The following is a 13,630-nucleotide window of genomic DNA, read 5'->3' as shown; positions in this document are numbered from 1 at the left end:
CCCGCCACCCCGCACCAGAATAAAGCAAAACCCCCGGTCAGTGACCGGGGGTTTTTCGTTCAAACAACAGGCTGCGGCGCTGATTTCCGCCGGTACTCAGGCAGGAAGAACACCATATAGAACACCGGAGCCGCCACCATGGTCAGGATCGTGGCAAAGGCCAGCCCCCCCATGATCGTCACCGCCATCGACTTGAAGAACGCATCCGTCAACAGCGGCGCCATCCCCAGAATGGTAGTAATCGCCGCCAGCATCACCGGCCGCAGACGCGAGACCGAAGCTTCGATGATCGACTCGCGCAGCCCCTTGCCGGTTTCGCGCACAAGGTCGATTTCCTCGACCAGAACGATCCCGTTCTTGATCAACATACCCGACAGGCTGAGCAGCCCCAGAAGGGCGGTAAAGGTGAAGGGCAGACCGGTTCCCAACAGGCCGATGACAACACCGTTGACCGACATGGGCACAAGCAACCAGATTATGATCGGCTGACGAATGGCGTTGAATATGAGAACCGAGATCAAGATCATGATCAACAGGCTCAAAGGCAACTGACGGCCAAGGCTTTCATTCGCGTCACCCGCATTCTCAAACTCACCGCCCCATTCCATGCGATATCCTGGCGGAAGGTCCATAGATTCTATGGCGCTTCGCACTTCCGAATGCACTTGTGCCGCCGTCAGGTCAGACGGAATATCCGCCCCTACCGTGATGGTCAGCACCCTGTCGCGTCTATGCACCAGTGTGTTCAGGGCTTTGTACTCAAACCCATCAACCATTTGCTCGATGGGAACGAACTTTTCGGACTGATCCGAGAATACGACCTGATCAACGATTGAATAATCCCCGTCGGCTGGTCGCCGCAGAATAATGGGGATCAGGCGATCGCGTTCGCGCAACATGCCGCCAGATATCCCATCCGTCGAGAATTGCAGCGTGGCGGCAATATCCTCTCGCGTGACCCCTGCTGTCTGCGCCCGTTCGGTTGCATAGATCGGCTGCACCGCCAGTTCTTTCTCGCGCCAGTCGTGGTGCACATTCAGGACGTTGTCCGACGCTTCTCGCATCAGCAAGACGGCCTCATCCGCAAGCTGCCGCAATACGGCCGGATCACTGCCCGAGAAGCGCGCCTGAATGGGATCTCCTCCACCGGGACCGAATACCAGACGCCGGGTCCGGAATTCACCCTCGGGGAACTGGGCCGTTCCGAAGGTTTCGAGTTCCGCCTGCAGCGGCGGAATGTCGTCCAGCGTTTTTGTACGGATGATCAGATGACCGTAGCTGGGATTAGGCTTTTCCGCTGAATAGGTCAGCAGGAATCGGGTCGCGCCCTGCCCGACAAAAGTCGTGACCGAGACCACGCCTTCCCGTTCGGCCAGCCAGTCTTCGAAGACAGCCATGTCCTGCGCAGTGCGCGAGATTGGCGTGCCCTGAGGCAATTTGTAATGAACGAAGAATAGTGGCGTGTTCGAGTCGGGAAAGAACTGCTGTTTGACCAGGCCGAAGCCCGCATAACAGGCAACGGTCACCCCGATCAATCCAGCGATCACCAGCCAGCGGAACCGCAGCGCCCAGCGCAGGATAGCGCCGTAGAAACGGAACATGATCCCGCCATAAGCATCCACCGCACCCTCTTTGCCCTGCTTGAAAAAGTAGTGGCCCAGCAGCGGCGTTACGGTCAGCGCCAACACCCAGCTCAGCAGTAGCGAGATGCCGATCACGGCAAACAGCGAGAACAGGAATTCGCCCGTCGCATCAGGGCTGAGGCCGATACCGGCAAAGGCCATGATACCAATGATCGTCGCGCCCAACAGCGGGATCTGTGTCTTAGAGGCAGCCTCGTCCGCAGCATCGCGTGAGTTCTTACCCCGCAACATCGCGATCTGCATACCCTCTGCGACCACGATGGCATTGTCCACCAACATCCCCATGGCAATGATCAGTGCGCCAAGCGAAATCCTCTCCATCTCGATCGAAAAAATCGACATGAACAAAAGCGTCCCGACAACCGTCAGCAATAAGGTCGAACCGACGACAATCGCCGCACGCCAACCCATAAACAGGGCCAGCACTGCAACCACGATGGTCACAGAAAGCGCAAGGTTCACGAGAAAGTCGTTCGAGGCTTGTTCAACCACGACATGCTGCTGATAGATCGGCTGGATTTCGACGCCGAAGGGTACCTGAGAATCCAGCTCGGCGAACTTGGCGTCGGCCCGCTTGCCGACCTCGACAATATTCTCCGACGACAGGCCAGCAATGCCCAGCGTAAAGGCCTCGGCTCCGTCAAAGCGGATGATGACATCAGGATCAGTTTGACGTCCACGATATACGTCGGACATGTCGAACAGATTGATCACCTGCCCCTGTGACCCCACCGACAGCCCGGCGATGGCCGAAACGCTGTCAGACCCTTCTGCTGTCAGAATAGTCGTGCGCTCGTCCTCTGACCGCACGGACCCCGATGCGTTGACCGAATCCGCGTTGGCGATTGCTTCGTTGACCGCCTGAATAGGAACATTCTGGTTCACCGTGATCGCCAGATCGGGTTCGACGAAAATAGCCTCTTCCGGCAGCCCCATCACCTCAACATCGGCCACGCCTTCTACTGTTAGCAATTCGCGCCGTAAAAATGTTGAAAGCTCGTGCTTTTCCGCGTCTGAGAATCCATCCGCAGTCACGGCATAGAACAAACCGAACACATCTCCAAAACCGTCGTTGACCAACGGTTGCCCAACACCCGGGGGAAGATGGCGGGCGGCATCGCGCATTTTGGCACGCAGTTTGGTCCAGACCTCGGGCAATTCGGTGCCGTCATAGGTGGATTTGATCTCAACCTCGATCAGCGAAAATCCGGGCTGGTTGATTGAGGTGATAGTGTCGACCTCGCCCATCTGCTGAATGGCGGATTCCAACGGCTCAGATACTTCCAGCGCCACCTGTTCAGCCGTGGCACCGGGATATTGCGTCGAGATGACCGCGTTCTTGATTGTAAATGCAGGATCTTCAAGCCGACCAAGCGACAAGAATCCCCAAATACCGCCAAACAAGGCGATCAAGATGATCAGCCATGTGTAGATCGGGCGGTCGATGGAAGCGCGTGCGATGTTCATCCCTAGCCCCTCAGTTCGCAAATCCGACAAAGCGGCGCACCGCCTGCCCGTCGGTTAGGGCGCCGCCTCCGGCAACCACGATCTCATCGCCATTGTTCAGGCCCGTCAGAACACGAACATCACCTGATTCAGTGGGTTCGATCGTGACCGCAACCCGACGAACAGTGCCTTCATCTGCCCCGGCAGGTGAAAACACCATGATGCCCAGTTCCCCTTCCGCATCAGCGACAATGGCCGTCGACGGGACAATGATGCCAGTGCGCTGATCTTGCACCTGCACGTTTACCGTCACCGAAGAGCCGGGCAGAATCTGCAATCCTTCCGGCGGGGTAAGACCGAACTGGATGCGGAAAGTCTGCCCCACACTTGACGATTCCGCGTCAAACTCGCGAATCTGCAACAGGAAGACCTCGTCACTGACGGGGAACTTGGCGGTGATTTCGATGTCATCCTGCTGCCCCGAACGCTGGAACAGAATTTCAGGCACATCGACTTCGATCCGTAATTCGGACATGTCGTGAATGCGCACAATCGGAGTGCCCGCCGATACGGTGGTAAAGGACTCGACCGCCCGACTTGATACCAAAGCATCAAACGGCGCGGTCAAAGTGGCCTGTTCCAGATCGTACTGCGCATCGCGTACTGCAATTTCGGCAAGCTGCGCGGCGGTTTCCGCGTCATCCACCGCCACCTGACTAGCTGCTGTCCCCCGCAAGCGCGACAAACGAGCCAAAGTGCGATCTGCCTGATCCTTTTGCAGCACCGCGCGGTCATACCGACGCTGGAACGGTTCCTGATCCAATTGGGCGATCAACCCGTCCTTCGGGATAACGAAGCCCTGCGTCACGGGAAGCTCGACGATCTGCCCGGCCACCTGAAACGCCAGATCAACCGTCTGGCGCGCTGCCACCCGCCCGAAAAACTGACGCGAAAACCCAGGGCTTGTTTCCTTTGCAACCATGAGCTTAACCGGCTTTACAGCTTCCTGTGCCACCAAGGGGGCTGCCAGAACGCTCAGAGCAAGGCTTAGAACAGAGAAAAGCTTCATTTCGTCATTCCCTCGGGTATTCCCGTTTTTAAGATGTTTTCCCGGATTTTCCGGGCCAGCCGCGCAAACTCGGCGGTTTCGGCATCGTTCAATCCAGAGGCCCGGTTAAACAACGCACCGGCCTCGGCCAAAATTTCCTGGCGCATTTCCAGACCCTTGTCCGACAAAACCAACAGCCACGCCCGGCGATCCTCGGGATCGCGCTGACGCGTTAGGTATCCCGCCGCCTCAAGTGCGTCAGCCGTCGAGGTGATGGTTGAAGGAACCGTCAGCATATCCGCCGCCAAGATGCCCATACGTTTGGGTTGATCCAGCTTGATCAACATGTGGCATTCCTGCTGGCTTACCTCTACGTCGATGAGATCCAGGCTTTCCTGCAACTTCCAGTAGAGAGCATAGACCCCCATCATTGCCTGCATTTCAGGGCTAAGGCGCTTTACCAGCTCACTGTCGTCTAGGGTCATTAGTCGAATCCATTTCAGATTTCGTCCTCGCCATATACTTCGAAAAATGAAATATTCAACAAGTGAAGCTGATTAAATCCCCAACTTTGATATTCCCTTAGGTCAATCTACCTTGAACTAACCCCAAGTTGACTGCATTTTGGGCAAATTCGAGATATCCAGGGATGATCATGTACACGCCAGCTATCACCGGCACCGGTGTTTTCACGCCAGAGAATGTCATCACGAACGCCGAACTTGTCACCGCGTTCAATGCCTATGCCGACAAGATGAACGCCAAGAACGCAGACGCGATTGCCGCAGGCGAGATGGAGCCCATGCAACATTCGTCGGAAGAGTTCATCCTGAAAGCCTCTGGTATCGAAAACCGCTACGTGATGGACAAAAGCGGCGTTCTGGACCCTGACGTCATGCACCCCCTTCTGCGTCAGCGCAGCGATGACGAGCCGGGCATCATGACCGAGATGGCTGTAGACGCCTGCAAGAAAGCATTGGCACAGGCCGGGCGCACCGCAGAAGATGTCGATCTGGTCATATGCGCAGCTTCGAACCACGAGCGCGCCTATCCCGCGATCGCGATCGAGATTCAGCAAGCACTGGGCATAAACGGTTTTGGCTTTGACATGAACGTCGCCTGTTCTTCGGCGACGTTCGGCATTCAGGCCGCCGCCGACATGGTTCGGTCGGGGTCAGTCAAAAGCGCGCTGGTGGTGAACCCCGAGATTTGCACAGGACATTTGGAATGGCGAGATCGTGATTGTCACTTTATCTTTGGCGACGTCGCAACAGCGACCCTGATCGAACGGATCGAAGACGCGGGTAGCCCGCATTTCGAAATACTCTCGACACGTTGCGCGACCGAGTTTTCCAATAACATCCGAAACAACAACGGATTTCTGCGCCGCACCCGCCCCGCCGGACTTGAGGATCGCCGTGACATGCAGTTCATGCAGAACGGCCGAAAGGTGTTCAAAGAGGTCTTACCGATGGTCAGCAAGCACATCGCCGACCACATGGAATCCGAGGGCGTCAGCAGCGAAGACCTAAAGCGCCTGTGGTTGCATCAGGCGAACAAGACCATGAACGATTTCATCGGTAAGAAAGTGATGGGACGGCAACCGGCACCCGAGGAACAGCCCAACATTTTGCAGGACTACGCCAACACGTCTTCGGCTGGGTCGATCATCGCGTTTTCAAAATACTCCGATGATTTTGCAGAAGGCGAAGTCGGCCTGATCTGCTCATTCGGGGCGGGGTATTCAGTTGGGTCGGTGATTGTGAAGCGCCACGGATAAGGCACTCATCCTGGCAAACCGGACTCCCTGACTGAAAGCTTTGGATTGGCCCCGGCCCGACAGGGGCCGGTGGTGGCGTCAGCTCACGCTTTCTTCTTCTAGGTGCAGCTTCATTTCGATCAGAACCTGTTGCAGCAGGCTGGTTTCTTTCAGCAGCCGTTTTGCTTCGTTGACCGTAATGATGCCATCTTCAATCGCGGCTTGATACTCGGTCATCAGCATCGCAAAGCGCTGGCTCAACGCAATCACGTCAGAATTCACCCCGCCCGTGCGCGGTGTTTCACTGTTTCGTCCATCATAGGACAGCGTGATATTTTTCAGATCCGCCAAGGCCGAGGTGACGTGCGGAAAATTGGCAACTCCCTCCAGACGGGCAACGGCGTCGACGGGCATAAAGCGGTCGGCATGTTCAGCGTTGTCAGAATAATAACGCCCAAGCGTCGCCTTGGATTTTCCGGTAATCTCGCACGCTGCTTCGATTCCGACATCCTTAACCAACGCTTCGGTATGCTTTTTCAGATAAGCCCCAATATCCGCCATGCTCCACCCTCTGCTGCCTGCCTCCCCAGTGTATTCTTCGTTGCGGGGGAAAGGGAAAAGAAATTTCCCATAACCGAGTCATAATTCAAATGGCATATATTGGCTATCCCTCAGATATGCGGGGGTTTTGTGAGTGAGTGGCGGCAGTTCTTGCCGAGTACGAGTGATTGTGGGGTAATTTTTGAATGCCCTGCTTTGTTTAGGCCGCATGTTGGCCGACGACGTCGCTGTTGTTGTCGTTCGGGTATCCATCCCCATTGAGCCTATGCTCGGCCCTGACAGCAACAACGGCGGCGTCGCTTCTACTACGACATATGATGGCTTGTCCGCACCGTTCAGGCGTTTTAGACCCGGGACCATGGCAAAGCTGTACTTCAATTATTCTACAATGAACGCAGGCAAATCGACCGTCCTGTTGCAAGCCTCGCACAACTATCGCGAGCGGGGCATGGATACCTATTTGATGACCGCCGCGTTGGACGGACGTGCAGGTGTGGGCAAGATTGCATCCCGAATCGGGATATCGTCGGACGCCGACACGTTCACGGCCCAAGACGATGTTTTCGCAATGATCGAAGGGCGATTGGCGAAAGGTAAAGTCGCCTGCGTGTTTGTCGACGAAGCCCAATTTCTGACCGAAGATCAAGTTTGGCAACTGGCGCGCGCAGTAGACGACCTGAAAGTGCCGGTGCTGGCTTATGGGCTGCGCGTGGATTTTCAGGGCTGTCTATTTCCGGGCTCGGCTGCTTTGTTGGCGTTGGCTGACGAAATGCGCGAGGTCCGCACGATCTGCGAATGCGGGCGCAAGGCGACGATGGTGATTCGTCAGGACGAAAACGGAAACACCATCACCGAAGGCGCGCAGGTGCAGATTGGTGGGAACGAAACTTACGTCTCGCTATGTCGCAAACACTGGCGTGAGGCTGTGGGCACTTAGACCGGGTTCGGCAGTGGGCGTCCGTCGATAAAGGCGGCCACATTATCCAGGGCCATATTCCCCATATCGCTGCGCACTTCTTCGGTCGCGGTGCCCAGATGGGGCAACAGTGTCACGTTCTCCATGTCGCGTAGGGCTTGCGGGACCGCGGGCTCAAACTCATAGACGTCCAATCCCGCCCCTGCGATCTGGCCGGCACGCAGCGCGGCAATCAATGCAGATTCGTCCACGACTTCTCCGCGCGCGATATTGATCAGAACGGCCGACGGGTTCATAGCTTCTAGTATCTGCGCGTTGATCAGGTGACGGGTTTCCGCACCGCCAGGGACTGCCAGGATCAGGAAATCGACCCGAGCACCCAGCTCTTTCAGGTCAGGAACATATTCCGCGGGAAAGTCGATCTCTTTCTTGCTGCGGGATTGATAAAGGGCTTGCATTCCAAACCCGAAATGACACCGACGGGCGATAGCCTGACCGATGCGCCCCATACCAACGATCCCAACACGTTTGCCCGTCACGTGGTGGCCCAGCATCTGCGTCGGATGCCATCCCTGCCAAGTGCCAGCCCGGACCTGCCGTTCCCCTTCCCCCGCACGCCGGGCTGTAGAAAGCAGCAAGGTCATCGCTATGTCAGCGGTTGCATCCGTGACGGCGCCCGGTGTGTTCGTCACGGCAACGCCTGCGGCCCGCGCCGCATCCACGTCGATGTGATTATACCCAACCCCGAAATTTGCCAGCAATTTGCATCGGGGGTTGGGCACCAGTGCGAATACCTGTTCCGAAAAAAGATCGCCCAAAGTCGGGACCACCACATCGAATTCGGTCAACGCACGCAGCATCTCATCCCGCGTCATCGGTAATGTATCTTCGCGAAACTCGACATCAAACTCTGCCCGCGCGCGGGCTGTGACTGCTGCTGTCATAGGGCGGGCAACAAGTAGTCTCATCAGTGCATCCGCCCGCCAACAGGAACGTCACCATCAGGGCCGATCAGAACAATCTCGCCACTTTCATCAGGAAGACCCAACACAAGCACTTCGGACATAAAGCGACCTATTTGGCGCGGGGGGAAGTTCACCACAGCCATCACCTGTTTACCCACCAGCGTGGCCGGGTCGTAATGCGCGGTGATCTGGGCCGATGTCTTACGCTCACCAATTTCATCGCCGAAGTCGATCCACATCTTGATCGCAGGCTTGCGCGCCTCGGGGTACGATTCGGCACGAACGACTTTGCCGACGCGGATGTCGACCTTGAGGAAATCGTCAAATGAAATCTCATTCACGAGAAAGCTCCTTGGATCGGTCGGTAGCGGCTTTCACGGCACGGTGCAGCAGATCGGGGAAGCCTTCTTCTTCGTGCATCAACACCTCAAGCGCGGCCTGTGTCGTACCGTTGGGAGAGGTCACGTTGATCCGCAATTGCGAGGGGTCGTCATCGGAGGCCATCGCCAGCGCACCAGCCCCGGCCACAGTCGACTTAGCCAGTTTCATTGCCAGATCGTGCGGCAAGCCCTGCGCCTGACCCGCAGCGGCCAGCGTTTCGATCAAGTGAAAGACATAGGCCGGGCCTGAACCGCTAAGGCCCGTTACTGCGTCCATCTGAGATTCGCCATCCAACCGGACGGTGTCGCCAATGGCTGACAACAGGTCTTCGGCCAGTGCGACATCGTCATTCGATGCGACAAAATTCCCGATCAAAGCTGTGATCCCCTGTCGGATCGCTGCGGGTGTATTTGGCATCGCGCGCACGATCGGCGTGTCCGTGCCCAAAACGGCTTCGAAGGTGGCAATCGACGTCCCCGCCGCGACCGAGATAAACAGGCTGCTGCCGCCGCCCAGCGCCTTGATCGCAGGCAGGGCCTCGCCCATCATCTGCGGTTTGACAGCCACCAGCACCACAGCGGGGGCTTCGGGCAGCGGTGTGTTGATATTGACGCCCTGCGCCTTCAACCAGTCCGATGGATACGGGTCCACAACCCAGACCGATGACGCAGAAAGGCCATGCTCCAACCATCCAGCGAGCATGGCCGATCCCATCTTGCCGCAACCCAGAAGCACCAGCCCCTGTTCGGCGACGCGTGACATATCCATGATTGCCCCTCCCCCTTACTTGTCGGTTCGGGGCAAAGCTTTACGCGCGCCCGTAAGCCTCTGCAATGGCGACCTGCATCGCGTCTTCGGGATCGCGGTTGCCCCATGTGACCAACTGGATCGCGGGGTAATACCGCTCAGCGCTCAGAACGGCTGCGGTGATCATCGTGTCGATTTGTTCGGGGCTGGCCATCTGTCCGCCAGCAAGAACAAGACCGTAGCGATAAACCATCAGTTTCTGGTTGGCCCAATAGGTAAAGGCACCCGCCCAGCACTGATCATTCATCTTGTTCAGCAGTTCGTACAACTCGGACTCACGCTCGGACGGCGGGTCCATTTCAAACGAACACACCATGCGCAGGGTTTCGTCATAGTTCGACCAGGCCAGCGTGATTGAGTAGGTACGCCACTGCCCTTCGACAGCCATGGCGATCTGGTCATCCCCGATCCGGTCAAAGTCCCAGTCGTGGTGCTCAGCCAGGTGTTCAACAATATCTATTGGATGAAGATCTTCTTCGAGAAACTGCTCGGAAAGGGCCATAATGCCACCTCACTAATCTCTAGCATTTTGGGGCTGGCAGCGCCCCAGCGCTAGTTGCCTGCTCTACAAGCCGGGCTTCCCCCGTGGGCCTGTACTAAATATGGTGCGCTGCCAGTACCCGTCTGGCAACCCTATTTATTGGGGATAACAGCAATAAGTTGTGGACGAACGGTCACGGCGATCAAAATATTGGCGTCGCGTGCAGCTTTGTCTTGATTAAATTCTGCAAGGCGGCAAGATGCACAACACCGCACAATCCCTACCCGGATCGCGCGGCGTTTTTCTTGCATCGAAAATTTGGATTCGGACGTTACTTGTCCAGTTTCGCCTCAAGCGCTGCGATGCGTTCTTCCAGCGCGGCATTCTCTTCGCGCGCTTTTTGGGCCATCGCACGGACCGCGTCGAATTCCTCGCGCGTCACGAAATCCCGATCCGCCAGCCAGCGGTCGATCATCGACTTCATCGCATTTTCGGCCTCTTCCCGCGCACCCTGTGCTACGCCCATGGCGTTGGTCATCAATTGGGATACGTCGTCCAGAATCTTGTTGCGGGTCTGCATGGCTTTTCTCCGAAATCGCGGTTGATCCCTATATGGGTAAAGTTTGCGTCAGGCTCAAGGTTGACTTGCCCCATAAAGCACGGGCAATGAGACGCACATGCAGGCTGTTCTGAATTTCCCCGATCTGTCGCCCGAGTTGTTCTCAATCTCACTCGTCGGGATGGAGTTCGCGCTGCGCTGGTACGCACTGGCTTATATTGCAGGCATTCTGATCGCGTGGCGCTTGGGTGCAATGGCGCTGCGGCGACCTGCCCTTTGGCCAGAATCGACCCCACCCATGAAGCCCGAGCAACTGGAAGACCTGCTCACATGGATCATTCTCGGCGTCATTCTGGGGGGTCGGCTGGGTTTCGTGTTGTTTTACCAACCCGCTTATTACTTGGCGAACCCGCAGGACATTCTAAAAGTCTGGCAGGGCGGAATGGCCTTTCACGGCGGACTGCTCGGAGTGGTCGTTGCCTCTTATCTGTATGCGCGTCGCCACAAGGTTCCGGTATTGTCCTTGGCCGACCTTATCGCACACGCGGTTCCGCCGGGGTTGTTGCTGGGGCGGTTGGCAAACTTTGTAAACGCGGAATTATGGGGACGCCCGAGCGAGCTGCCCTGGGCCGTCATTTTCCCCGGTGCGGCCGCGCAGGATTGCCCCGGCGTACTTGCTGGCATGTGCGCGCGGCACCCATCGCAACTCTATGAAGCGGCGCTGGAAGGGGTGCTGCTGGGGGCGGTACTGTTGTGGCTGGCCTATCGGCGCGGTGCGTTCAAGACACCCGGTTTGATCATGGGGGTTTTCCTGGCCGGTTACGGTGCCTCGCGATTTATTGTCGAGTTTTTCCGGCAGCCGGACGCACAATTCATCTCGCCCGGTAATCCGCTGGGGCTGGCGTGGCATATCGGCGGCTATGGGCTGACAATGGGTCAGTTGCTGTCAATCCCCATGATCGCACTTGGCTTGTGGTTCGCGCTGCGTGCGCGATCTGTTCGATGACTCTGACCGATCACCTGCTTGCGCGCATCGCGCAAGACGGCCCGATGAGCGTGGCCGACTACATGACCGAATGCCTGCTGCATCCAACTCAGGGATATTACTCCACCCGCGACCCTCTGGGTGCTCTGGGCGATTTCGTCACGGCGCCGGAAATCAGTCAGATGTTTGGTGAACTGATCGGATTGTCGCTGGCGCAAGCCTGGATAGATCAGGGTCACCCCAACCGCTTTGCGCTTGCCGAGCTGGGTCCGGGGCGCGGCACGTTGATGGCCGACATTCTGCGCGCAACCCGCAACATTGAGGGCTTCCACGACGCCGTGGAAGTCACTTTGCTGGAGGCTTCCCCGATCCTTCGGCAAATCCAGTCAAATACCCTGAAGGGATACACGCCACGCTGGATCGAAACGGTTGCCGACCTGCCCGATGCACCGCTGTTCCTTGTTGCAAACGAATTCTTCGACGCCCTCCCCATACGTCAGTTCCTGCGCGACGGCGATGGATGGCGCGAGCGTCTGGTCGGGAGTGAGGGCGAATCGCTGACATATGGCCTAGGGGCACAGGCATCTCAGGTGGCACTGATGGATCGGCTGGACGATACACAAAATGGTGATCTCGTCGAACTCTGTCCATCCGCAATTCCAATTATCACCGTTTTGGCAGGCCGGATCGCGACGCAAGGCGGAGCCGGGCTGATTGTTGATTATGGCGACTGGCATTCGCTGGGCGATACCTTGCAGGCCGTTCGCAAGCATGAGCGGGCAGACCCTTTGCAGGCACCGGGACAGGCTGATCTGACCGCCCATGTCGATTTCGAGCCACTGGCAACCGCCACACGCGCCGCCGGATGTGCCCACACGCGCTTGACGCCTCAGGGGGTATTTCTGGAGCGGCTGGGAATAACGGCGCGCGCGCAGAAGCTTTCTGCGACTCTCGGCGGGGTCGAGCTTGATAAACTGGTTTCCGCACATCGCAGGTTGACGCATCCGAATGAAATGGGAAACCTGTTCAAAGTACTGGGCCTCTACCCTTCCTATGCCTCCCCCCCTCCGGGACTGGAATCATGACACTGGAAATTCTGACTTCGGACATGCTGTCCTCTGTTCGCCACGGGTTCTTTAGCCGTCGCGGAGGCGCGTCTTCCGGCATATTCGCCGGGCTCAACTGTGGATATGGATCTTCGGATCAGACCGAGGCCGTCGCGATCAACCGCAATCGAGTCGCGGACGCAATGGAAGTTACGCCCGACGCAATGATTGGGGTTCATCAGGTCCACTCTCCAACCGTGCTGTCGGTCGACGGACCGATAAATGGGGAAAAGCCCAAGGCTGATGCGGTGGTAACATCGACGCCCGGTCTGGCGCTCACGATCCTGACAGCGGATTGTCAGCCAGTTCTGTTTGCCGACCCCGAAACACAGGTCATCGGCGCAGCCCATGCAGGCTGGAAAGGCGCGCTGGATGGCGTGTTGGAGGCCACGCTCGACGCAATGGAGGCATTGGGCGCAAGTCGCAAAAATACGATTGCAGTGATCGGACCGACGATTTCGCAGACAGCCTATGAGGTGGGTCCAGAATTTCTGGACGATTTCGTCGCGGATTCCCCAGACAACCTGCGGTTTTTTGCGAACGGCAAGGGCGACAGGCTTCAGTTCGACCTGCCCGCATTTGGCCTTCACAGGCTGCGACAGGCGGGAATCGGTCAAGCCGAGTGGACTCGGCACTGCACCTATTCCGATCCGGTTAGATTTTATTCCTATCGCAGGGCGACCCACGCCAAAGAAGCCGACTATGGCAGACTGATTTCAGCAATCAAATTGTAAACCAAGACCGAATTGTGGCGATATCGCCGCTTTTTCGCCACATTCTTTGTGTCTATCTGAGTCGGAACAAATTGAGTTTTATTGTCCGCTCTCAGGTGCTTATCTGCCGATGCTCCAGCAGTGCGAGACAGTATGAAGAAAGAGGAGCTGCCAACCTTCATTTTGTCCTGAATTGATCCCGGATCAGCCTTATCGGCGCCTCAATATGGCGTCACATTGGCTAACCATAGGGAACGGGG

14 protein-coding genes are annotated in these 13,630 nt (G+C 57.2%); 5 read left to right on the top strand and 9 right to left on the bottom strand.

The window, feature by feature from the left end; genetic code table 11:
- Nucleotides 1–59 precede the first annotated feature (59 nt).
- Genes GOX73_RS00155 through GOX73_RS00145 form a run of 3 tightly spaced genes read right to left on the bottom strand, consistent with a single transcriptional unit; the run spans nt 60 to nt 4,622 of the window.
- Nucleotides 60–3,110 (bottom strand): efflux RND transporter permease subunit, encoded by a 3,051-nt coding sequence (locus GOX73_RS00155; RefSeq protein WP_171122258.1) that lies wholly within the window; start codon nt 3,108–3,110, stop codon nt 60–62.
- 10 nt (nt 3,111–3,120) lie between these two features.
- Complete coding sequence (locus GOX73_RS00150; RefSeq protein ID WP_171122256.1) at nt 3,121–4,158, bottom strand: efflux RND transporter periplasmic adaptor subunit; 1,038 nt, start codon at nt 4,156–4,158, stop codon at nt 3,121–3,123.
- The gene (locus tag GOX73_RS00145) at nt 4,155–4,622 is read right to left on the bottom strand and encodes a MarR family winged helix-turn-helix transcriptional regulator (RefSeq protein WP_171122254.1); all 468 of its coding nucleotides are present in this window, start codon (nt 4,620–4,622) and stop codon (nt 4,155–4,157) included. Before GOX73_RS00145 ends, GOX73_RS00150 begins: the two co-directional genes overlap by 4 nt.
- A 170-nt stretch (nt 4,623–4,792) precedes the next feature.
- Between GOX73_RS00145 and GOX73_RS00140 the strand changes: the two genes are divergently transcribed.
- Nucleotides 4,793–5,917 (top strand): beta-ketoacyl-ACP synthase III, encoded by a 1,125-nt coding sequence (locus GOX73_RS00140; protein ID WP_171122252.1) that lies wholly within the window; start codon nt 4,793–4,795, stop codon nt 5,915–5,917.
- A gap of 78 nt (nt 5,918–5,995) precedes the next feature.
- On the opposite strand, the gene GOX73_RS00135 is transcribed toward GOX73_RS00140, so the two are convergent.
- The gene (locus GOX73_RS00135) at nt 5,996–6,457 is read right to left on the bottom strand and encodes a hypothetical protein (protein WP_171120274.1); all 462 of its coding nucleotides are present in this window, start codon (nt 6,455–6,457) and stop codon (nt 5,996–5,998) included.
- Nucleotides 6,458–6,815: 358 nt separating this feature from the next.
- Between GOX73_RS00135 and GOX73_RS00130 the strand changes: the two genes are divergently transcribed.
- Nucleotides 6,816–7,394, top strand: a complete 579-nt coding sequence (locus GOX73_RS00130; RefSeq protein ID WP_171123540.1) for a thymidine kinase — start codon at nt 6,816–6,818, stop codon at nt 7,392–7,394.
- On the opposite strand, the gene GOX73_RS00125 is transcribed toward GOX73_RS00130, so the two are convergent.
- The 5 genes from GOX73_RS00125 to GOX73_RS00105 form a co-directional block, all read right to left on the bottom strand.
- A complete protein-coding gene (locus GOX73_RS00125; protein WP_171122250.1) occupies nt 7,391–8,341 on the bottom strand; it encodes a D-glycerate dehydrogenase in 951 nt (316 codons plus the stop codon). The two genes, GOX73_RS00130 and GOX73_RS00125, sit on opposite strands and share 4 nt — an antisense overlap.
- A complete protein-coding gene (locus GOX73_RS00120; RefSeq protein ID WP_171120270.1) occupies nt 8,341–8,679 on the bottom strand; it encodes a tRNA-binding protein in 339 nt (112 codons plus the stop codon). Before GOX73_RS00120 ends, GOX73_RS00125 begins: the two co-directional genes overlap by 1 nt.
- Nucleotides 8,672–9,487 carry a pyrroline-5-carboxylate reductase gene (gene proC, locus GOX73_RS00115; protein WP_171122248.1) on the bottom strand — a complete coding sequence of 272 codons (816 nt, stop codon included), beginning with the start codon at nt 9,485–9,487 and terminating at the stop codon, nt 8,672–8,674. Before proC ends, GOX73_RS00120 begins: the two co-directional genes overlap by 8 nt.
- Before the next feature lie 40 nt (nt 9,488–9,527).
- The gene (locus GOX73_RS00110; protein ID WP_170753355.1) at nt 9,528–10,028 is read right to left on the bottom strand and encodes a YbjN domain-containing protein; all 501 of its coding nucleotides are present in this window, start codon (nt 10,026–10,028) and stop codon (nt 9,528–9,530) included.
- Nucleotides 10,029–10,338: 310 nt separating this feature from the next.
- Nucleotides 10,339–10,587: an accessory factor UbiK family protein gene (locus GOX73_RS00105; protein ID WP_170384762.1), complete on the bottom strand. Its 249-nt coding sequence runs from the start codon at nt 10,585–10,587 to the stop codon at nt 10,339–10,341.
- A 97-nt stretch (nt 10,588–10,684) separates the two neighbouring features.
- Here GOX73_RS00105 and lgt point away from each other — a divergent pair, with 97 nt between their 5' ends.
- The 3 genes from lgt to pgeF are packed head-to-tail and all read left to right on the top strand — an operon-like array spanning nt 10,685 to nt 13,391.
- Complete coding sequence (lgt, locus tag GOX73_RS00100; RefSeq protein ID WP_171122246.1) at nt 10,685–11,572, top strand: prolipoprotein diacylglyceryl transferase; 888 nt, start codon at nt 10,685–10,687, stop codon at nt 11,570–11,572.
- Nucleotides 11,569–12,636: a class I SAM-dependent methyltransferase gene (locus GOX73_RS00095; RefSeq protein WP_171122244.1), complete on the top strand. Its 1,068-nt coding sequence runs from the start codon at nt 11,569–11,571 to the stop codon at nt 12,634–12,636. Before lgt ends, GOX73_RS00095 begins: the two co-directional genes overlap by 4 nt.
- On the top strand, nt 12,633–13,391 hold the full coding sequence (gene pgeF, locus GOX73_RS00090; RefSeq protein WP_171122242.1) for a peptidoglycan editing factor PgeF: 759 nt from the start codon (nt 12,633–12,635) through the stop codon (nt 13,389–13,391). Before GOX73_RS00095 ends, pgeF begins: the two co-directional genes overlap by 4 nt.
- The last annotated feature ends 239 nt before the right edge of the window (nt 13,392–13,630 follow it).

The sequence above is a fragment of the Ruegeria sp. HKCCD7221 genome (assembly GCF_013031225.1).
In the GTDB taxonomy this organism is placed as follows: Bacteria; Pseudomonadota; Alphaproteobacteria; order Rhodobacterales; family Rhodobacteraceae; genus Ruegeria.
This window is presented reverse-complemented; position numbering and strand designations above follow the sequence as displayed.